This window comes from Streptomyces echinoruber (assembly GCF_014651135.1).
Classification (GTDB): domain Bacteria; phylum Actinomycetota; class Actinomycetes; order Streptomycetales; family Streptomycetaceae; genus Streptomyces; species Streptomyces echinoruber.
Genome location: NZ_BMWH01000044.1, coordinates 17,985 through 38,003 on the forward strand (window position 1 = coordinate 17,985; position 20,019 = coordinate 38,003).

Genomic DNA, 20,019 nt, shown 5'->3' on the forward strand with positions numbered 1-20,019 from the left:
TTCTCTCTCCTCCCGGCCGGGGCTTGGTGCCGGCACGTCGTACGGTGCCCCGCGCTGCCGCACGCGGCCCGGGGCGGTCCACCCCTCACTGTGGCAGCCGCCGCTCCAGGCTCGCTCCAGGGCCGCTCGAGTAAAGCGGCCCTCGTGCCGGCCTTCAGCGATCCTCGAGAGGCGCGCCCTATCGTGCTGCCACCATGAAGATTCGAGAGATGGCCGTGCCGGACGCCTACCACATCACGCCGCACAAGCACCGTGATGTCCGCGGCTGCTTCTACGAGTCGTTCCGCCACGACAGGCTGGCCGAGGAGATCGGCCGCCCGGTCCCCGTGGCGCAGGTGAACTACTCGGTCTCCCGCCGGGGCGTCCTGCGCGGACTGCACGGCACCCTGCTGCCGCCGGGCCAGGCCAAGGTGGTCAGCGTCGTGCGCGGCGCCGTCCTCGACATCGTCGTGGACCTGCGGATCGGCTCGCCCGCCTACGGGGCGCACGAGGCCAACTGGCTCGACGCCGAGTCGGGGCAGGCGCTGTTCGTGGCGGAGGGCCTCGTGCACGGCTTCCTCGCGCTCACCGACGACACCTGCGTGTCCTACCTGTGCTCCACCGAGTTCGTGCCCGGCACCCAGCTCGACATCGACCCCTTCGACGCCGAACTGGACCTGCCCTGGGGCCTGTCGGAGCCGCCGCTGATGTCGGACAAGGACGCCTCGGCCATCTCCGTGCGGCAGGCCCTCGAGGCGGGCCTGCTGCCCCGCTACGAGGACTGCCTCGCCCACTACCGGTCCCTGCGCGCCGCGCCCTGACCGGGCGGCAGCCGCGCCCCCCGCGGCCCGCGGGCACCGCCCGCTCCGCGCAGACCCTCGCCCGCGAACGGCGGTGCGCGTCCCGCGGCACGCGGGCACCGCCCGAGCCCCAGCACCCCCGGAGAACCGATGCCGAACGGCACCGCCCCGAACCCCCGCCACTTCGCCTTCCTCCTCTTCGCGGACTTCGGCCACATCGCGCCGACCCTGGGCCCCGCCCGCGAACTCCTCGCCCGCGGGCACCGGGTCACCTACGTCGTCGACGAGCGCTTCCGCCCGGCCGTGGAGGAGGCCGGCGCCACGGCCGTGACCTACACCTCCGCCCGCGGCGACTTCTACCGCGCCGCCGACCCCACCCCGGACCGGCTCGCCCGCGAGGGCTACGAGCTGCTGCTGGACACCGTGCGGACGGTGTTCCCGCGCGCCATGGACCACTTCGCCGCCGACGCGCCGGACGTGATCCTGTACGACTACGAGACGGTCGCCCCCGCCCGGGTCGCCGCCCGGCTCCTGGACGCCGTCCCCGTCCAGGTCAGCCCCAGCCACGCGGCCAACGAGACCTTCTCGCTGCGCCGGCAGATGTGGGACGCCGACCACCCGCTGATGCGCCGGGGGGCGTCCGTCCTCATCGAGTTCATGACCTCCCACGGCATCGGCGTGCAGGAGCTGGGCCGCTACGGCGCCGAGTGGGACGAGCGCAACCTCGTGTTCCTGCCGCGCGCCTTCCAGATCCGGGGCGACAGCTTCGACGAGCGCTTTGCCTTCGTCGGGCCCACCGTCACCGAGCCGCCGGCCGGCACCTGGACCCCGCCCGCCGACGGGCGCCGCACGGCGCTGGTGTCCCTGGGCACCGAGGCCGGCGACCGGCACGCCTTCTTCCGTGTCTGCGCCGAGGCGTTCGACCCCGCCGAGTGGCATGTCGTGATGACCCTGGGGCGCGGCGCCGACCTCGACCGGCTCGGCCCGCTGCCCGCCCACGTCGAGGCCCACGCGTGGCTGCCGCACCCGGCCGTCCTGCCGCACGCCGCGGTGCTCGTCTGCCACGCCGGTATGGGCAGCATCATGGAGGCCCTGTACCACGGCACCCCGGTGGTCGCCCTGCCGCGCGCCCACGAACTCGACCTCAGCGCACGCCGGCTGGAGGAGTGCGGCGTCGGCCGCTCGCTGCCCCGGCGGGGGGTGACGGCGCGGCGGCTGTCGGACGCCGTGGCCGGTCTGCTGGCCGACCCGCTGCTCCCGCGGCGGCTGGCGGAGATGCGGACGGCCGTGCGGGAGGCGGGCGGCGCGGTCCGCGCCGCGGACCTCCTGGAGGACTGGGCCGCCGAACGCCCGTCCCCGGCGGCCGCCGGCGCCTGACGGACTGAAAACCCGACGGACTGGAAAACCCGGCGGACCGGAAAGCCCAACGGGCAGAAAAGAAGGGGTGGTTCACACACCCGGAGTGTGTGAACCACCCCCCTTTTTTCGCACCGGGTCGCCGGGGCCGCGCCCACCGGGTCGCGGGGCGGCGTCCGGCTCAGTGGGGCAGCGTCACGTACTCGATCACCGTGGCGATGCTGTGGTCGATCATCTCGTCCGTCAGGCCCGGGTACACGCCGATCCAGAAGGTCCGCTCGGTCGTGATGTCACTGTTGGTCAGCGGACCGCTCACCCGGAACTCCCGCCCCTCGTAGGCCGGGTGGCGGGTCAGGTTGCCGGCGAAGAAGCGCCGGGTGGCGACCCGGCTGGACTCCAGGTGGTCGATGAGGGCGGCGGGCGCGAACGGCGCGTCCGGGTGCACGGTCAGGGCGAAGCCGAACCAGCTCGGGTCGCTGCCCGGCGTGGCCTCGGGCAGGATCAGGTGCGGCAGCCCGTCCAGACCCTCCCGCAGCCGCGCCCAGTTGCGCCGGCGGGCCTTGCCGAACTCGTCGATCCGGCTCAACTGCCGCAGGCCCAGGGCCGCCTGCAGGTCCGTCGACTTCAGGTTGTAACCGACGTGCGAGAAGATGTACTTGTGGTCGTAGCCGTGCGGCAGTGAACCCATCTGCTGCTCGAACCGCTTGAAGCAGCGGTTGTCCTCGCCCGGCTCGCACCAGCAGTCCCGGCCCCAGTCCCGCATCGACTCCACGATCCGGGCCAGGGCGAGGTCGTCGGTCAGGACGCAGCCGCCCTCGCCCATGGTGATGTGGTGCGCCGGATAGAAGCTCTCGGTGGCCAGGTCCCCGAACGTGCCCGTCAGCTTCCCCCGGTAGGTGCTGCCCAGCGCGTCGCAGTTGTCCTCGACGAGGAACAGGCCGCGCTCCTCGGCCAGTTGCGCGATCTCCGCCACCGGGAACGGGTTGCCCAGCGCGTGCGCCATCATGACGGCCCGGGTGCGCGGCCCGATCGCCCGCTCGACACGCTCCACCGTGGTGTTGTACGTGCCCAGGTCGACGTCCACGAACACCGGCACGAACCCGTTCTGCAGGATCGGGTTGACCGTGGTGGGGAAGCCGGCGGCCACGGTGACCACCTCGTCGCCCGGGACCAGCCGGGCGTCCCCGAGCTGAGGCGAGGTCAGCGCGCTCAGCGCCAGCAGGTTCGCCGACGAACCGGAGTTGGTCAGGTGCGCCTTGCGCAGCCCGAAGTACCTCGCCAGTTCCCGCTCCAGCCGGCGCGAGCTGGGCCCGGCGGCGATGCGCAGGTCCAGCGCGGCCTCCACGAGGGCCACCCGGTCGTCCTCGCTCAGCACGGCACCGGAGGCCAGGACGGGCGTCACCCCGGGGACGAACCCCGACGAGACGTTGTTGCGGTGGTACTCGCGGACCAGGTCGAGGATTGCGGTCTTGTCGTTCCCCATCGGTTGAGGGCCTCCCGTGAGTGCCGGCGGGGACACCAGCCGTACCCGGCTCAAAGGTCGCGGAAAGCGGGTCCCCACGCCCGGATCGATCGACCGGGGGACCCCAGCCCAGCACGCCCGCGCGGCGCCCGGCCAGCACCGCCGGGCAACTCTAGGGAACCACCAAAACGCCCCTTCGCACCGTGCTCCGGCCCCGGCCGGAGACTAGGGATTTCCTCGCCCGGACCGCGCCACGCTGAAGTGTCCCGGCCACCGCGGCCCACCCGTCCACCCCAGTGAGGCGCGATGAACCTCGGCCCCGCGTCGCACGACCGCGAGCGCACCGTCACCGTACGCGCCGGCCACGCCACCGGCGAGCGCGTCCGGCTGAGCGTCTACGACCTGCTGCCCGGAACGTTCGCCACCCAGCGCACCTTCTACTACCGCGACACCCTCGACACCGACGCCCTGCACGCGTCGCTGCGCGCCACCCTGGCCCACTACCCGCTGCTCACCGGCCGGCTGGAGCGGGACGCCGACGGCGGACTGAGCGTCGTGTGCAACGACGCCGGAGCGCTGCTCACCGTGTGCCGGTCGGACCGGCCCATGCCGCCCTACGGCCCCGGCCACCCCGTCCGCGGCGACCTGCGCCGCTACGTCCACCAGGTCAACCCGTTCCGCGTGGTGGGCCACGACACCCCCCTGTTCACCGCGAAGGTGACGCACATGCGCGGCGGCGGCTCCGTGCTCGGCGTCTCGGTCAACCACGTCGTCGCGGACGGCACCGCGTGCGTCGAATTCCTGCTGCATTGGTCCCGCGTGCACCGCGGCCTCGACCACCGGCCGGCGCCGTACGCGCGCACCCCGTTCGACGGCCTGGTCGCGGAAGCGCCCTCCCCCGCCCGGCACGACGACCCGCAGTACGCCGTCGTCACCCGCCGCCGGAAATTCGGCTTCCTGTGGCGGGTGAACACCGGCGCGCCCCGGCTGCGCACCCTCACCACCCGGTTCACCGCTCAGGAGGTGCGGTCCCTGAAGGAGGTCGCCGCCGCGCAGCTCGCGGGCGGCGGCCCCCGCATCTCCACCGGCGACGCGCTGGCCGCGCAGGTGTGGCGGGTGCTCGGCGCCCTGCGCGGCCGCCCCGACGACAGCACCGAGCGCCTCGGCGTCGTCATCAGCCTGCGCGCGGCCCTGCGCGAGCACCTGCCCGACGGGTACTGGGGCAACGCCGCGTCCAACACCACGGCCCGCCTGTCCGCCCGGGCCCTGCGCGAGGGCCCGCTGGGCGAGACGGCCGCCGCGGTGCGCGCCGCCGTGAACCGGGTCACCGCCGCACACGTGCGCGACGAGATGGCCTTCCTCGAGGCGCAGCGCCGCGCGGGGCGGCTGCGCCGGGTCCTCAGCCGCATGTCCCTGGACGCCTTCGAGGACACGGTCAGCCTCAACAACGTCGCCCGGCTGCCCGTCTACTCCGTCGAGTTCGGCACGGGCCGGCCGTTCTGGTTCGAGTACCCGGCCATCCCCATCCCGTGGACGGTGCTGGTCACCCCCACCCCGGACGACGAACACGGCCGGGACGTCCACCTGAGCCTGCCCCGGGACGCGGCTGCGGCCCTGGAGAGCCCCGAGTGGGCCAAGCGCCTGCACGACACCGGACAGACGGCCTGAACACCCTCGCCGCGACAGCTCGGATGCGCCGCGACAGCTCGGATGGCCCGGCCCCGCACGGGGACCGGGCCATCCGGCGCCCTACGGCCCACGGCGCCCCGCGGCGTCGTACGGTCCACCGCCACCGCGCCCCGCGGCATCGCGCCGCCCGGCTCGCGCCGCGTTCAGGGCCGTACGGCGGTCCGGGCCAGGGCCGGGATCAGCACCAGGCCGGTCACCAGGTGCAGGGCCGCGAGTCCCGCCACGGCCCCGGTCGTCGTCCCCAGGGCGAGCGGACCCGCCAGGGAGAGGACCAGCGCGGCGGCGGCGAGCACGAGCCACGCGCCGCGCGCCCGCGCCGGGGCCAGCCGCTCCAGCGCGGCCAGCGAGGCCCAGGCGGCGAGGCCCGCCACCAGGGCCGCGGCCACCACCGCGGCGGCGCCGACGGACTGCGGGTCCTGCCCGGCCGCGCCGCGCGCCTCCAGCCGTACCCCGGCGAGCCGGGTGAGCACCAGCCAGGTCAGGACGGCCGCCGCGGCGCCGGCCAGCACCGCCGCGCCGCGTGCCGCGCGCCGGGCGCGGCCGGCCGCACCCGCGCCCGGGCCGGTGGCTTGGGACGTCATCGCCTCGCACGCTTCTCTCGGACCTCTGCGGCATGGACGTCCCGCGGGCACCGGAGGGGCAGGGCGGTGCCCACGGGCGGCGCTCCGCAGGCTAGGACGCCGGCGCGCACCGCACCAGCGAGGACGGCGCCGGCGGGCCGAAAACCGGAGAAACACCCACACTTCACGGCCCGGCCCGGCCCGTGCCGTCCGGCCCGTCCGGCCTGTCCGTCCGAGCCCGCCGGAAGGCTAGGAAATCTCCTAGCGGGTTCTCCCCACACTGATCTTTGATGGCAGATCCCAGCCCCTCGGTGCTCACGCCCGGCGTGGCCGCGTCCCCTGCTGTCGTCGCCCCCGCATGTCCGTTCCCCGTCCGATTGGACCGAGAGGCGTGAGTGACACCGTGAGTGACACGTTGCGTACCGAGCTGATACGGCCCCTGCACGAGCTGCTCGACCGCCATGCCCGCCGCCTTCCGGGGAAGGTCGCCTTCCGGGACGCCCACCGGGCCGTCACCTACGGGGAGTTGGCGCAGCGCACGCGCCGGCTGGCCGGCCACCTCGCCGACCTCGGCGTCGGGCGCGGGGACCGGGTGCTGCTGCGCCTGGGCAACCGGGTGGAGATGGTGGAGGGATACCTCGCCGTCGCCCGCGCCGGTGCCGTCGGCGTCCCCGTCGACCCGCACGGCTCGGACGCCGAACTCGCCCACCACCTGCGGGACAGCGGCGCCGTCCTGGTTCTGACGGGCGCGTCCGGCGCCGCCCAGGTGCTCGCCGCCACGGACGGCGGCGCCCGCGTGCGCGTCGTGGTGGCCGGGGCCTGCGACGCGCCGCGGGACGTGCCCCGCTTCGAGACCCTCGCCACGACCGAGCCGGCCGCGCCCGCGCGCGACGACCTCGGCCTGGACGAGCCGGCGTGGATGCTCTACACCTCCGGCACCACCGGCCGCCCCAAGGGCGTGGTGTCCACGCAGCGCACCTCGCTGTGGGCGACGGCCGCCTGCAACGCCCCTCTCCTCGGGCTGTCCGCCGACGACCGGGTGCTGTGGCCGATGCCGCTGTTCCACGCCGTGTCCCACAACATCGGCGTCCTGGGCGTCCTGGCGGTGGGCGCCACGGCCCGCGTCATGGAGGGCGCGGCCGCCGACGAGGTCGTCGAGGCAGCCGCGCGGGAGCGCGCCACGTTCCTGGTGGGCGTGCCGACGCTGTACCACCGCATGACCGAGGTGGCCCGGCGGGAGGACGTCGCGCTGCCCGAGCTGCGCGTGTGCATGGCGGCCGGCGCGCCCTGCCCGCAGGCGCTGCACGACGCGTTCGAGGACGCCTTCGGCATCCGCCTGATCGACAGCTACGGCAGCACCGAGACGGGCGGCGCCATCACCACGCACACCCCCGGCGGACCCCGGGTGCCCGGCTCCTGCGGGCGCCCGCTGCCCGGGGTCGCCCTGCGCCTGACCGACCCCCGCGGCGGCGCCGAGGTCGCACCGGGGGAGGAGGGCGAGGTGTGGGTCTCCAGCCCCGCCCTCATGCTCGGCTACCACGGCAACCCCGAAGCCACCCGGGAGGTGCTGTCCGACGGCTGGTACCGCACCGGCGACCTGGGCCGCCTGGACGCCGACGGCTTCCTCACCCTCACCGGCCGCGTGAAGGAACTCGTCATCCGCGGCGGCGAGAACATCCACCCCACGGAGGTGGAGCAGGTCCTGGCCCGGGTGCCGGGCGTCGCCGACGCCGCGGTGGCCGGCCGCCCGCACGACGTGCTCGGCGAGGTCCCCGTCGCCTACGTCGTCCCCGGCCCCGACGGCGTCGACCCCGCGCTGCTGCTGGACACCTGCCGGCGCGAACTGTCGTACTTCAAGGTGCCGGACGAGTTCCGCGCCGTCGCCGCGATCCCCCGCACCCCGTCGGGGAAGATCGCCCGGCAGCGACTGGCCGGCCTGACCGGCACGCTGCTGCTGGAGAACCCCGCCGTGCGGCAGCGGCCCGACACCCGCCCCGGCCCCGGCCGGCCGGAACCCGCACCGGCCGGGCCGCCCGCCGGCGGGCCGGCGGGCGGCGGGCGTTCGCTGGAACTGGTGCGGACCGCCGTCGCGGACGTCCTCGGCCTCGCCTCCGCCGCCGACGTGGACCCCGACCGCGCGCTGCACGCGCTCGGCTTCACCTCGCTGGCCGCCGTCGCCCTGCGCGACCGCCTGTCCGCCGCCACCGGCCGCCGCCTGTCGGCCGCGCTCGCCTACGACCACCCCACCCCCCGCGCGCTCGCGGCCCACCTCGACGGCACCCCGCCCGGCACCGGCCCGGCGGACGGCGCGTCCGAGGCCACCGCGGCCGGGGCGGACGAGCCCGTCGCCGTGGTGGCGATGGGCTGCCGGCTGCCCGGCGGCGTGCGCTCCCCGGAGGAGCTGTGGGAACTGCTGCTGGCGGAGACCGACACCGTCGGCCCGCTCCCCACCGACCGCGGCTGGGACCTCGACCGGCTGATCGACGGACGGCCGGGCGGCGCGGGCACCTCCGCGGCCCGGCAGGGCGCGTTCCTCGACGACCCGGACCGGTTCGACGCCGCGTTCTTCGGCATCTCGCCGCGCGAGGCCCTGGCCATGGACCCGCAGCAGCGGCTGCTGCTGGAGACCGCCTGGGAGACCCTCGAACGCGCCGGCCTCGACCCGGCCACGCTCCGCGGCAGCCGCACCGGCGTCTTCGCCGGCGTGATGCACAACGGCTACGGCCCCGGCCCCGGCGACCCCGTCCCGGAGGACGTCGAGGGCCACCTCGGCAACGGGGTGGCCGCCGGCGTCGCCTCCGGGCGCATCGCCTACACCCTCGGACTGGAGGGCCCCGCCGTGACGGTGGACACGGCCTGCTCCTCGTCCCTGGTCGCGATCCACCTGGCGGTGCAGTCGCTGCGGCGCGGCGAGTGCACGATGGCCCTGGCCGGTGGCGCCACCGTGATGGCGACCCCGGCCGCGCTCGTCGAGTTCAGCCGCCAGGGCGCCCTCTCCGGCGACGGCCGGTGCAAGGCCTACGCCGCCGCGGCCGACGGCACCGGCTTCTCCGAGGGCGTCGGACTGGTGCTGCTGGAGCGGCTGTCCGACGCGCGCCGCCACGGCCACCCGGTGCTGGCGGTGGTGCGCGGCTCGGCGATCAACCAGGACGGCGCCTCCAACGGCCTCACCGCACCCAACGGGCCCGCGCAGCAGCGTGTCATCCGCGCCGCGCTGGCCGACGCCGGCCTGACCCCGGCCGACGTGGACCTGATCGAGGGCCACGGCACCGGCACCACCCTCGGCGACCCCGTCGAGGCCGGCGCGCTGCTGGCGACGTACGGCCGGGAACGGCCGCAGGACAGCCCGGCGTGGCTGGGCTCGGTCAAGTCCAACCTCGGCCACACGCAGGCCGCCGCCGGCGTCACCGGCCTGATCAAGGCGGTGCTGGCCCTGCGCCACGGCGTCCTGCCGCGCACGCTGCACGTCGACGCGCCCTCCCCGCACGTCGACTGGGCCGAGGGCGGCCTCCGGCTGCTGACGAAGGCCGCGCCGTGGCCGCGGACCGGGCGGCCGCGCCGTGCCGCCGTGTCCTCCTTCGGCGCCAGCGGCACCAACGCCCACGTGGTGCTGGAAGCCGACGAACACGCCGAACACGCGGAACACGGCGAATGGGCCGAACACGCCGAACGGATCGAACAAGGCGGGCGGGCCGGCGGCGCCACCCCCGGCGCGGTTCTGCCGCTGGTCGTCTCGGCGCGGGACGAGGAGGCGCTGCGGGCGCAGGCCGGCCACGTCGCGGACTTCCTGGAGCGCCACCCCGGCGTACCGCAGGAGTGGGCCGCCCGGGCCCTGGCCGGGACGCGCACGGTGTTCGCGCACCGCGCGGCGGTCACCGGCGCCGACCGCGAGGAGACGGTCGCGGCCCTGCGCGCCGTGGCCGCCGGCACGGCCGACGCGCGCGCGGTCACCGGCTCCGGCCCGGTGCTGGGCGACCCGGTGCTCGTCTTCCCCGGGCAGGGCTCGCAGTGGCCCGGCATGGCGCGCGAACTCCTCGACGAGGACGGGCCGTTCGCGCGGCGGCTGGCCGAGTGCGGGCGGGCGCTGGAGCCCTTCGTGGACTGGAACCCGGCCGGTGTGCTGCGCCAGGAGCCCGGGCAGCCCGGACTGGACCGCGTCGACGTGGTCCAGCCGGTCCTGTGGGCGGTGATGGTGGCCCTGGCGGCCGCCTGGCAGGAGGCGGGCGTCGAGCCCGCCGCCGTCGTCGGCCACTCCCAGGGCGAGATCGCGGCCGCGGTGGTGGCCGGGGCACTGTCCCTGGAGGACGGCGCCCGCGTCGCGGCCCTGCGCTCCCGGCTCATCGCCCGGCTGGCGGGCGACGGCGGCATGCTGTCCCTCGCCCTGGACGCCGGCGAGGCCCGCGACCTGATCGGCGCACTCGGCATCCGGGCCTGCGTCGCGGCCGTCAACGGCCCCGCCGCCACCGTGGTCTCCGGACCGGCCGCCGACCTGGACCGGCTGCAGGAGCACTGCGACGCCCACGGCGTCCGGGCCCGCCGCGCCCCCGTCGACTACGCCTCCCACTCGCCGTACGTCGAGGAGCTGCGCGACGACCTCGAGGCGGCCCTGGCCCCCCTCGCCCCCCGCGCCGCCCGCGTCCCCTTCTACTCGTCCCTGACCGGCGGCCCGGTGGCCGGCGAGGAGCTGGACGCCGGCTACTGGTACCGCAACCTGCGGCACACCGTGGAGTTCGACACCGCCGTGCGCGCCGCGCTGGCCGACGGCCACCGGGCCTTCGTGGAGGTCAGCGCCCACCCGCTGCTGACCATGCCGCTGCAGCAGACCCTGCAGCAGGTGCTGCCCGCGGACGCCGCGTACACCGTGCGGGACACGCTGCGCCGCGACCACGGCGGGCCGCGCGAGATGCGGGCGGCCGTCGCCCGCGCCTGGGCCCACGGCGTCACGCTGCACCAGCGGCCCGTCCCGCCCCCGCCCGGCCTGCCCACCTACCCCTTCCGGGGCGGCCGTTACTGGCTCACGGCCACGCCCGGCACCTCCCGCGGCGTCTTCGGCGGCGGCGCGGTGGCGACCGGGCACCCGCTGCTCGGCGCGGCCGTCGAACTGCCCGACTCCGCGGCCGTGGTGTTCACCGGACGCCTCACGGCCGGCGCGCAGCCGTGGCTGCTGCCCGCCCGGGACGACGCCACCACGCCGGCCCCCGACTGGCTGTTCGTGGAACTCGCCCTCACCGCAGGGGATTTCGTCGGATGCCGGCGGCTGCACAGCCTGGTGACGCACGCTCCGCTGCTGCCGCCCGCCTCCGGCGCGGTGCAGCTGCGCGTCACCGTCGGCGAGCCGGACGAGGCGGGCGGCCGGCCGGTGTCGGTGCACTCCCGGCGCGGCGACCGGGCCGCGGGCCGGCCGTGGACCTGCCACGCCACCGGGACGCTCGGCGCGGACGGGCCGCCTCCCGCGTGGGATCTTCAGGCCTGGCCCCCGGCCGAGGCGCAGCCGGTGCCGCCCTCCGAGCTGCCCGCCGACCGGACGGCCGGCGCCGGGGGAGAAGGCGTGGTGCGGGCCGTGTGGCGGCGCGGTGACGAACTCTTCGCCGAACTCGCCGCACCCGATGCGCTGCGCGACGACACCGCCCGCCACGGCCTGCACCCGGTGCTGGGCGACGCCGTCCTGCACCCGCTGCGCGCCGAGGACGCACCGCCCCCCGCCGCCGGCTCCTGGCGGCCGGTCTGGCGCGGAGTGTCCCTGCACGCCACCGGGGCCGCCGTGCTGCGGGTACGCATCACGGCCCGCCAGGACGGCACGTTCCTGGTGCGCGCCGCCGACGCCACGGGAGCGCCCGTGCTGACGGTGGACTCCCTGACCCGCGAGCCGGTCTCCCGCGACGCCGTCCGGGCGGCGGCCGCCGCCCAGCAGGACGCGCTGTTCACCGTGGAGTGGACCGAGACCGACCCCGACGCGCTGCTCGCCGCCGCGCCCGCGGCGGCGCCCGCGACCTGGGCGGTGGTCGGCGAGGACCCGCTGCGCGCGCGCTCCGGGCTGATGTCGGCCGGCCAGTACGCCGAGGCCTACCCGGACCTGGACGCGCTGGCCGCGGCCGTCGCCGCCGGCCGGGCCGCCCCCGAGGTGGTCGTCGCCACCTGCGCGCCCGCCCCGGACGGCGCGCGGGGCGACGCGCTCGTCGGCGCCGTCCACGACACCACGCGCCGCGCCCTGGCCCTGGCGCAGACCTGGGTGGCGCGGCCCGCGTTCGAGGGCGGGCGGCTGGTGTTCCTCACCCGGGGTGCGGTACCGGTGGCGGACGGGCCGGAGGAGCAGGCCGGGCCCGACCCGGCCGGTGCCGCGGTGTGGGGCCTGGTGCGCTCGGCCCAGACCGAGTTCCCCGGCCGCTTCCTGCTGGTGGACACCGACGCCGGCAAGACGTCCTGGCGCACCCTGCTGAAGACCGTGCGCTGCGACGAGCCCCAGTGGGCGCTGCGCCGGCGGACGGCCCGCGTGCCGCGGCTGGCCCGCCCCGCCGCCGTACCCGGGGCCGCGCCGCCGCCGGCCGACGGCCGCGGCACCGTCCTGATCACCGGCGGCACCGGCACCCTGGGCTCCGCGGTCGCCCGCCACCTCGTCGCCGAACACGGCGTACGCCACCTCCTGTTGACGAGCCGTCAGGGGATGGCGGCGCCCGGAGCGGCCGACCTGCGGGACGAACTGGCCGCGCTGGGCGCGCAGGTCACCGTCGCCGCCTGCGACGCCGGCGACCGCGCCGCCCTCGCCGACCTGCTGGCCGCGATCCCGGCCGACCGGCCGCTGCGGGCGGTGCTGCACACCGCGGGCGTCTTCGACGACGGCGTCCTGCCCTCCCTCACCCCCGAACGCCTCAGCGCGGTGCTGCGGCCCAAGGCGGACGCGGCGGTGAACCTGCTGGAGCTGACCCGCGACGCCGGCCTGACCCAGTTCGTGCTGTTCTCCTCCGTCGCCGGCGTCCTCGGCGGCCAGGGCCAGGGCAACTACGCGGCGGCCAACGCCTTCCTCGACGCGCTCGCCCACCGCGCCCGCGCCCAGGGGGTGCCCGCCACGTCCATCGCCTGGGGACTGTGGGAGGCGACCGGCGGACCGGAGGGCCGGCTGGCGGACGCCGACCGCGAGCGCATGGCGCGCCGCGGCATACGGCCGCTGCCCGTCGGGCAGGGCCTGCACCTGCTGGACGCGGCCCGCGCGGCCGCACGGCCCCTGACCGTCGCCGCCCACCTGGACCCGGCCGTGCTGCGGGAGCGGGCCCGGGCCGGTGAGGCCCCCGCCGCCCTGCGCGGCCTGCTGCCCGCCGCTGCCCGCCCCGCAGCCCGCAACGCCCCGGCCGAGGCCACCGAACTGAAGCACCGGCTGGCCGCGATGACCGAGGAGGAGCGCCGGCAGACCGTCACCGACCTGGTGCGCGGGCACATCGCCACGGTGCTCGGGCACTCCTCGCCCGACGCCGTGGACGTCACGGCACGGCTGCGCGGGCTCGGCTTCGACTCGCTGACCGCACTGAACCTGCGCAACGCCCTCGCCGCCGACACCAAGCTGAACCTGGCCACCACGGTGGTGTTCGAACACGACACGCCCGCCGAGCTGGCCCGGTACCTGACGAAGGAACTGCTCGCCTGAATCGCCGTTGCGGCCAGGCGGAAACGGAGAGATCCCGCATGAGGGTGGAGAACGTCCACATCGACTCGCTCGGAGTCGTACTGCTGGAATGGGCGAGCGCCGAGGACGCCGTGGCGGCGGGCCTCGTCGAGAAGGAGACCGTGGAGGCGAACGGACTCACCGGCACCCACATCGCCGGCGACACACCCGCCGTCGACATGGCGGTGTCGGCGGCCCGCACCGCCCTGGACCGGTCGAAGCTCGACCCCGACGAGATCACGACCCACGTGCACAGCGCCGTGCACTACCAGGGCCCCCAGGGCTCCTACCCGCCCGGCTACATCCTGCGCGAACTGGGCCTGGCGGACACCTCGTCGCTGTACCTGCGGCAGGGCTGCAACGGCATGCTCGGCGGCCTGGAGGTGGCCATCGGGCAGCTCACCGGCGCCGCCGGCCACACCGCCGCCCTGCTGACCTCGGCGGAGAACTTCTCCGGCCCCGACGTCAACCGGTGGAAGGGCTACGGCCAGGGCTACTTCCTCTCCGACGGCGCCGCCGCCGTGCTGCTCAGCGCCGAGCAGGGCTTCGCCCGGGTGCGCTCCCTGCACGCGGGCATCCTGCCCGAGCTGGAGAAGTGGCACCGCGGCGACGGGCCGCTGCTGCTCACCGGCGACGAGCACACCGACGACATGGCCGAGCGCGCCACGCGCTTCACCGAGACCGAGCTGCCCCTGTCGGAGACGCTGGAGAAGCTCACCTACTTCAACCTCGGCATCGTCCAGCGGGCCCTGGTCGACGCCGACCTGAACGCCGCCGACCTCGCCAAGGTCGTACCGATCAACATGGACGGCCGGATCATCGAGTACTCGGTGATGCTGCCGCTCGGCCTGCCCATGGAGAAGTCCGCCTGGGACTTCGGCCGGGCCGTCGGGCACGTGGGCGGCGCCGACGTCTTCATCACCCTGGAGCACCTGGTGCGCACCCGCGAGGTCGGCCCGGGCGACCACGTGCTGCTGATCTCCCAGGGCCCCGGCTGGATCTGCACCGCCTGCGTCGTCACCGTCACCGACCTGCCGGCCTGGGCCGTCTGACCCGGCGTCGGCCGGCCGCCTTCCGCGTGCCGGAGGCCCCGCACAGGGGCCTCCGGCACGTCGCGTCGTCGCGCTCCGTGGAACTTCACCCAGCTCCATGGGACTTCACCTGGAACCGCGACGCCTCCCGCAGGGAAGACCGCCGTGCGTGGGCAGGGGGCTGGGAGAAGCCGGCCCCCACCCGGGTGTCGCCGCGCCGCGGCGCTCCCCGGCCGGCGCGGCGGATGATGGGGAGCACAGACCATGCAGCCGGCCCCGGATCACCACGACGTGCGGTTCAACGTCCTCGGCCCCCTGGAAGCGTGGGAGGGGGACCGGCGATTGCGGCTCGGCGGCCCCGTCGACGAACGGGTCCTGATGATGCTGCTCCTGGAGGCCGGCCGGGTCGTCCCGGTCACGCGGCCGGTGGAGGCCGTGGGGGACGAGGACCCCCGACCACGGCGATGCACCAGATCCGCAAGTCCGTCGCCGGCCCGCGCCGCCGGCCGGCGCGCCAGCAGCCCGTCGCCGCAGCCGACGTCCAGGGCCTCGCCGCAGTTCGGCGGCACCGCGTCGAGCACGGGCGGATGGCAGGGAACGTCGGGGTTCCAGCAGGCGTCGTCCATGGGGACGAGCCAGGAGCAGGCGCGGACGGGGCGGCAACGCGCGCCGTGCGTTGCGATGGCTGTCCCTGGAAGTTCGCCGTCCGGTTTGCGCCGTCCGGTTTGCGCCGTCCCGTGCCGCCGCCCGTGCCACCCGTGCCGTTCCGTAACGCCCTGCGCCGTTCCGTGCCGCCCCGTGCCGCCCCGCGCCGTCCCGTCACGGGCGGCCGGGCGCTTTCGTCCGCAGGCCGTCCATCACCAAGTCCAGCAGGCGCGCGGCCTGCGGCTGCCAGTCGCCGTCCGGGTCGAGCTGCCAGAGGCCGGCGATGGCCAGGAAGAAGTCCTCCACGGTGACGCCGGGACGGATCGCGCCCGCCCGCTCGGCGCTGCGCAACAGGAGCTCGGCGGCGTCGGTGACGGGGGTGTGCCCGGGTTTGGCGGGGCTGCCGGGGGCGCTGGTGGCCTGGCGGATGGCGTCCGCGAGGCCGGCCTTGGTCATGGCGAAGCGGGCCAGGCGGTCCATCCAGGCGCGCAGGGCGCGGTCGGGCTCGCAGGTCTCCAGCAGGTGGGCCGCGTGGTCGGCGACCTGCTGCATCTCGTGCCGGTAGATCTCCAGGACGAGGGCCTCGCGGTTGGGGAAGTTGCGGTAGAAGGTGCCCTGCCCGACGCCCGCCTTCCTGGCGATCACGCTCAGCGGCGTGTCCGCGCAGCGCGTCAGCTCGGTCAGTGCCACCTGCAGGATGCGCTCGCGGTTGCGCTGGGCGTCGGACCGCAGGGGTGCGTCCTTCTTGTGCACTCGTCCTCCTCGCGGCCCGCGGCCGAATCCCGCCCTTGCTAACCGGACAGCTGTCCACTACGTTTTCAGTGAGCGGACAGTTGTCCGGTTGACTCCACGATAGCGGTGGGCACGGCCGGACCGGCGCCCGCGGCCGCCGGTCCCGGGGTCCCTCCCGCATCCCGCACGTCCATCCTGCGCGTTCCGCGCCCCCTGTCACCCCCCGGCCCCCACTTCCGACCGATCCTTCCGATCCTTCCGATCCTTCCGACCGATCCGTCCGCCCCGCCCCGCCGGCCCGTCCCCGCGACGCCCACCGGACCCGCGAAAGAAGGCTGATCATGGCCGCACCGACGTTCAGTGCCATCACCCTGCACGTCAACGGCGAGAAGCACACCCTGACCGTCGACCACCGCACCACCCTGCTCGACGCCCTGCGTGAGCGCCTGGACCTGACCGGCACCAAGAAGGGCTGCGACCAGGGCCAGTGCGGCGCCTGCACCGTCCTCGTCGACGGCCGCCGGACGGTGTCCTGCCTGCAGCTCGCGGTGGCCGCCGAGGACCGCGAGATCACCACCGTCGAGGGCATCGCCGACGGCGAGCGACTGCACCCCGTGCAGCAGGCGTTCCTCGACCTCGACGGCTTCCAGTGCGGTTACTGCACCCCGGGCCAGATCTGCTCGGCCGTCGCGGTGCTGCGGGAGCACGCGGCGGGCTGGCCGAGCGCCGCCACCGCCGACGTCCGGCCCGAGGCGGGCCCGCCGCCGCTGACCGACGAGGAGATCCGGGAACGGATGAGCGGCAACCTGTGCCGCTGCGGCGCGTACGTGTCGATCGTCCAAGCGGTCGCCCGCGCCGCCGCATCCGGACAGCAGGCCGAGGAGGCGGCGGCATGAGGGAGTTCGCCTACCAGCGCGCCCGCGACGTGGCCGGCGCCGTCGCCCTGCTCGGCGCCGACCCGCACGCCGCGTTCCTCGGCGGCGGCACCAACCTCGTCGATCTGATGAAGACCGGCGTCGAGCGGCCCGCCCGGCTCGTCGACATCCGCGAACTCCCCCTGGACACGGTGGAGTCCACCCCCGAGGGCGGCCTGCGCATCGGCGCCACCGTCACCAACGGCGACCTCGCCGCCCACCCCGAGGTCCGCCGCCGCTACCCGGCCCTCGCCCAGGCGGTGCTGGCCGGCGCCTCCGGGCAGCTGCGCAACATGGCCACGGTCGGCGGCAACCTGCTGCAGCGCACCCGCTGCGGCTACTTCACCGACGTCACCCAGCCGTGCAACAAGCGCCTCCCCGGCAGCGGCTGCCCCGCCCTGACGGGCGAGCACCGCAACCACGCCGTCCTCGGCGCCTCCGAGCACTGCGTGGCCGTCCACCCCTCCGACATGGCCGTGGCGCTGACCGCGTTCGACGCCGTCGTCCACTACGAAACGGCCGACGGGCGGGGAGAGCTGCCGCTCGCCGACCTGTACCTGCCGGTGGGGGACACCCCGCACCGGGAGACCGCCCTGCCGGCGGGCGCCCTGATCACCGGCGTCACCCTGCCGCCCGCCCCGGTGGCCGCCCACTCCCGTTACCGGAAGGTGCGCGAACGCGCCTCGTACGCCTTCGCCCTCGGCTCGGTCGCCGCCGCGCTCGACGTCCGCGACGGCGTCGTCCACGACGTGCGCCTGGCGCTCGGCGCGGTCGCGTCACGACCGTGGCGGGCCCGCGCCGCCGAGCGCCGGCTGGCCGGCGCCCCGGCCGGCGCCGACACCTTCGCCGCGGCCGCCGACGCCGAACTGGCGGCGGCCAGGCCGCTGCCGCACAACGGATACAAGGTGACCCTGATGCGCAACCTGCTGGTGGCCGTGCTGACCGAACTCGCCGAGGAGGCCGCCCGATGACCACCACTCCCGAACTGCGGCAGGCCGTCGGCACCGCGCACACCCGCGTCGAGGGCCGCGACAAGGTCACCGGCGCCGCCCGGTACGCGGCCGACCACCCCTTCACCGAACTCGCCCACGGCTGGCTGGTGCTGTCCACCGTCGGCCGGGGCCGCATCCGGGCGGTGGACACCGGCCCGGTGCTCGCGATGCCCGGCGTGCTCACCGTGCTGCACCACGGCAACGCCCCCCGCATCCGGGGCGACTTCGTCACGATGCTGGGCGTGCCCCCGGAACCGACCTCCGTCCTCTTCCAGCACGACCGGGTGCCGCACGCCGGATGGCCGGTGGCGCTGGTCGTCGCCGAGACGCCCGAGCAGGCCCGGGAGGCCGCCGAGGCGCTCGTCGTGCACTACGACGAGGAGCCGCCCGACCTCGACTTCCGCGCCGACCGCGGCGACGCCCGCCCGGTCGACGGCCACCTGCCGGCCGTGGCGGAGAAGGGCGACCTGGAGGCCGAACTCGCCGCGTCCGCCGTGGTGGTGGACGCCGAGTACACCACCCCCGAGGAGCACCACCACCCCATGGAGCCGCACGCGGCGGCGGCCCGCTGGGAGGACGGGCGGCTGGAGGTCCTCGACTCCAACCAGGGGTCGACCTGGGTGGTGTCCGTGCTCGCGCAGATGTTCTCGCTGGACCCCGGCGCGGTGCGGGTGCGCTCCGAGCACGTCGGCGGCGGCTTCGGCAGCAAGGGCGTGCGCGCCCACCAGGTGGCCGCCGCGATGGCCGCGACCGTCCTGCGGCGCCCGGTACGGGTGGTGATGACCCGGCGCCAGATGTTCTCACTGGCCGGCCATCGCAGCCCCACCGTGCAGCGCGTCCGGCTCGGCGCCGACGCCGAGGGGCGACTGCGGGCCCTGGAGCACCGCTGCCTGAACCCCACCTCGACCGTGCAGGACTTCGTCGAGCCCGGCGCCGCCCCGGCCCGGGTGATGTACGACGCCGCCGCCCACCACACCGCCAACCTGGTCGTCGCCCTGAACCGGCCCACCCCGACGTGGATGCGCGCGCCGGGCGAGGCACCGGGGTCCTTCGCCCTGGAGTCGGCGCTCGACGAGCTCGCCGAGCAGTGCGGCCTGGACCCGATCGAGCTGCGGGCACGCAACGAACCGACGCACGGACCGGTCTCCGGGCTGCCGTTCAGCGGCCGCAACCTGCTCGCCTGCTTCCGGGAGGGCGCCCGCCGGTTCGGCTGGGCCGAGCGCGACCCGCGCCCCGGCCGGCGCCGCGACGGGCGCTGGCTGCTGGGCACCGGCACGGCGGCGGCTTCCTTCCCGGCCGGTGCCGGCCCGTCCACGGCCGCGGTGACGGCCGAGGCGGACGGCACCTTCACGGTGCGGATCGGCGCCGCGGACATCGGCACCGGGGCGCGCACCGCGATCACCCTGGTCGCCGCCGACGCGCTGCGGACGACGCCGGAGCGGGTCCGGGTGCGGATCGGGGACAGCGACTTCGGCCCGGCGATGATCGCCGGCGGCTCCACGGGCACCCGCTCCTGGGCGTGGGCGGTCCGGGCCGCGGCGGCCGAACTGCGCGAACGGCTCGTGCCCGGCGCCACGATCCCCCCGCAGGGCATCACGGCCCGGTCGGACACCACCGAGGCCGTCGGCGCCCTCGCCGCGGCCGAACGGCACTCCTTCGGCGCCCAGTTCGCCGAGGTCGCCGTCGACACCGCCACCGGGGAGGTGCGGGTGCGGCGCATGCTCGGCATCTTCGCGGCCGGCCGGATCGTCAACCCGCTCACCGCGCGCAGCCAGTTCCTCGGCGGAATGGTCTGGGGCATCTCGATGGCCCTGCACGAGGAGGCGGTGCGCGACCCGTCCTCCGGCGTCCCCGTCGGCGCCGACCTCGCCGGCTACCACGTCGCCACGCACGCCGACGTCCCGCTTCTGGAGGCGGACTGGATCGACGACCCCGACCCGGACGACCCCGTCGGCATCAAGGGCATCGGCGAGGTCGGCATCGTCGGCGCCGCGGCCGCGGTCGCCAACGCGGTCTGGCACGCCACCGGCGTCCGCCACCGCGACCTGCCCATCCGGCCCGACCGCGTCCTGCGGGCCGCCGCGGAGGCCCGGCATGCTTGACATCGCCGAGGAGTTGCACCGGTGGGTGGAGCAGGGGCGTGACTTCGCCGTGGCGACCGTGGTGGCGGTGGGCGGCAGTGCGCCGCGCGGTGTGGGGGCGGCG

12 protein-coding genes are annotated in these 20,019 nt (G+C 76.0%); 9 read left to right on the forward strand and 3 right to left on the reverse strand.

Translation table 11 applies throughout. The features are described from left to right. Positions 1-194: 194 nt before the first annotated feature. Positions 195-800 carry a dTDP-4-dehydrorhamnose 3,5-epimerase family protein gene (locus tag IE225_RS31010; RefSeq protein ID WP_190060987.1) on the forward strand — a complete coding sequence of 202 codons (606 nt, stop codon included), beginning with the start codon at positions 195-197 and terminating at the stop codon, positions 798-800. Positions 801-929: 129 nt separating this feature from the next. Then, complete coding sequence (locus IE225_RS31015) at positions 930-2,156, forward strand: macrolide family glycosyltransferase (protein WP_190060988.1); 1,227 nt, start codon at positions 930-932, stop codon at positions 2,154-2,156. A gap of 160 nt (positions 2,157-2,316) precedes the next feature. Here the strand turns inward: IE225_RS31015 and rfbH are convergent, their stop codons facing one another. After that, positions 2,317-3,618: a lipopolysaccharide biosynthesis protein RfbH gene (gene rfbH, locus IE225_RS31020; RefSeq protein WP_190060989.1), complete on the reverse strand. Its 1,302-nt coding sequence runs from the start codon at positions 3,616-3,618 to the stop codon at positions 2,317-2,319. 285 nt (positions 3,619-3,903) lie between these two features. On the opposite strand from rfbH, the gene IE225_RS31025 reads away from it, so the two are divergent. Continuing rightward, positions 3,904-5,265 (forward strand): acyltransferase, encoded by a 1,362-nt coding sequence (locus IE225_RS31025; protein WP_190060990.1) that lies wholly within the window; start codon positions 3,904-3,906, stop codon positions 5,263-5,265. Positions 5,266-5,429: 164 nt separating this feature from the next. Here the strand turns inward: IE225_RS31025 and IE225_RS31030 are convergent, their stop codons facing one another. Beyond that, positions 5,430-5,867, reverse strand: coding sequence for a DUF6069 family protein (locus IE225_RS31030; RefSeq protein WP_190060991.1), 438 nt, complete (start codon positions 5,865-5,867; stop codon positions 5,430-5,432). Between the two features lie 382 nt (positions 5,868-6,249). Between IE225_RS31030 and IE225_RS31035 the strand changes: the two genes are divergently transcribed. Both IE225_RS31035 and IE225_RS31040 read left to right on the forward strand, forming a co-directional pair. Beyond that, the gene (locus IE225_RS31035; protein WP_229880181.1) at positions 6,250-13,482 is read left to right on the forward strand and encodes a type I polyketide synthase; all 7,233 of its coding nucleotides are present in this window, start codon (positions 6,250-6,252) and stop codon (positions 13,480-13,482) included. A gap of 38 nt (positions 13,483-13,520) precedes the next feature. After that, positions 13,521-14,552, forward strand: coding sequence for a ketoacyl-ACP synthase III family protein (locus tag IE225_RS31040; protein WP_190060993.1), 1,032 nt, complete (start codon positions 13,521-13,523; stop codon positions 14,550-14,552). A 798-nt stretch (positions 14,553-15,350) separates the two neighbouring features. On the opposite strand, the gene IE225_RS31045 is transcribed toward IE225_RS31040, so the two are convergent. Further along, complete coding sequence (locus IE225_RS31045; protein ID WP_190060994.1) at positions 15,351-15,929, reverse strand: TetR/AcrR family transcriptional regulator; 579 nt, start codon at positions 15,927-15,929, stop codon at positions 15,351-15,353. 320 nt (positions 15,930-16,249) lie between these two features. Here IE225_RS31045 and IE225_RS31050 point away from each other — a divergent pair, with 320 nt between their 5' ends. The 4 genes from IE225_RS31050 to IE225_RS31065 all read left to right on the forward strand — a co-directional run. Beyond that, positions 16,250-16,804, forward strand: coding sequence for a (2Fe-2S)-binding protein (locus IE225_RS31050; protein ID WP_190060995.1), 555 nt, complete (start codon positions 16,250-16,252; stop codon positions 16,802-16,804). Next, complete coding sequence (locus tag IE225_RS31055) at positions 16,801-17,793, forward strand: FAD binding domain-containing protein (RefSeq protein WP_190060996.1); 993 nt, start codon at positions 16,801-16,803, stop codon at positions 17,791-17,793. The genes IE225_RS31050 and IE225_RS31055 overlap by 4 nt, the downstream gene beginning before the upstream one ends. Beyond that, positions 17,790-19,916 (forward strand): xanthine dehydrogenase family protein molybdopterin-binding subunit, encoded by a 2,127-nt coding sequence (locus tag IE225_RS31060; RefSeq protein WP_190060997.1) that lies wholly within the window; start codon positions 17,790-17,792, stop codon positions 19,914-19,916. The genes IE225_RS31055 and IE225_RS31060 overlap by 4 nt, the downstream gene beginning before the upstream one ends. Further along, on the forward strand, positions 19,909-20,019 hold a 111-nt coding region (locus tag IE225_RS31065), incomplete at its 3' end, for an XdhC family protein (RefSeq protein ID WP_190060998.1). The genes IE225_RS31060 and IE225_RS31065, both read left to right, overlap by 8 nt.

Coding starts and splice junctions, on each gene's coding strand:
- IE225_RS31040 (WP_190060993.1), top strand. CDS start 13,521: ATGAGGGTGGAGAACGTCCACATCGACTCGCTCGGAGTCGTACTGCTG.
- IE225_RS31010 (WP_190060987.1), top strand. CDS start 195: ATGAAGATTCGAGAGATGGCCGTGCCGGACGCCTACCACATCACGCCG.
- rfbH (WP_190060989.1), bottom strand. CDS start 3,618: ATGGGGAACGACAAGACCGCAATCCTCGACCTGGTCCGCGAGTACCAC.
- IE225_RS31025 (WP_190060990.1), top strand. CDS start 3,904: ATGAACCTCGGCCCCGCGTCGCACGACCGCGAGCGCACCGTCACCGTA.
- IE225_RS31015 (WP_190060988.1), top strand. CDS start 930: ATGCCGAACGGCACCGCCCCGAACCCCCGCCACTTCGCCTTCCTCCTC.
- IE225_RS31060 (WP_190060997.1), top strand. CDS start 17,790: ATGACCACCACTCCCGAACTGCGGCAGGCCGTCGGCACCGCGCACACC.
- IE225_RS31050 (WP_190060995.1), top strand. CDS start 16,250: ATGGCCGCACCGACGTTCAGTGCCATCACCCTGCACGTCAACGGCGAG.
- IE225_RS31030 (WP_190060991.1), bottom strand. CDS start 5,867: ATGACGTCCCAAGCCACCGGCCCGGGCGCGGGTGCGGCCGGCCGCGCC.
- IE225_RS31055 (WP_190060996.1), top strand. CDS start 16,801: ATGAGGGAGTTCGCCTACCAGCGCGCCCGCGACGTGGCCGGCGCCGTC.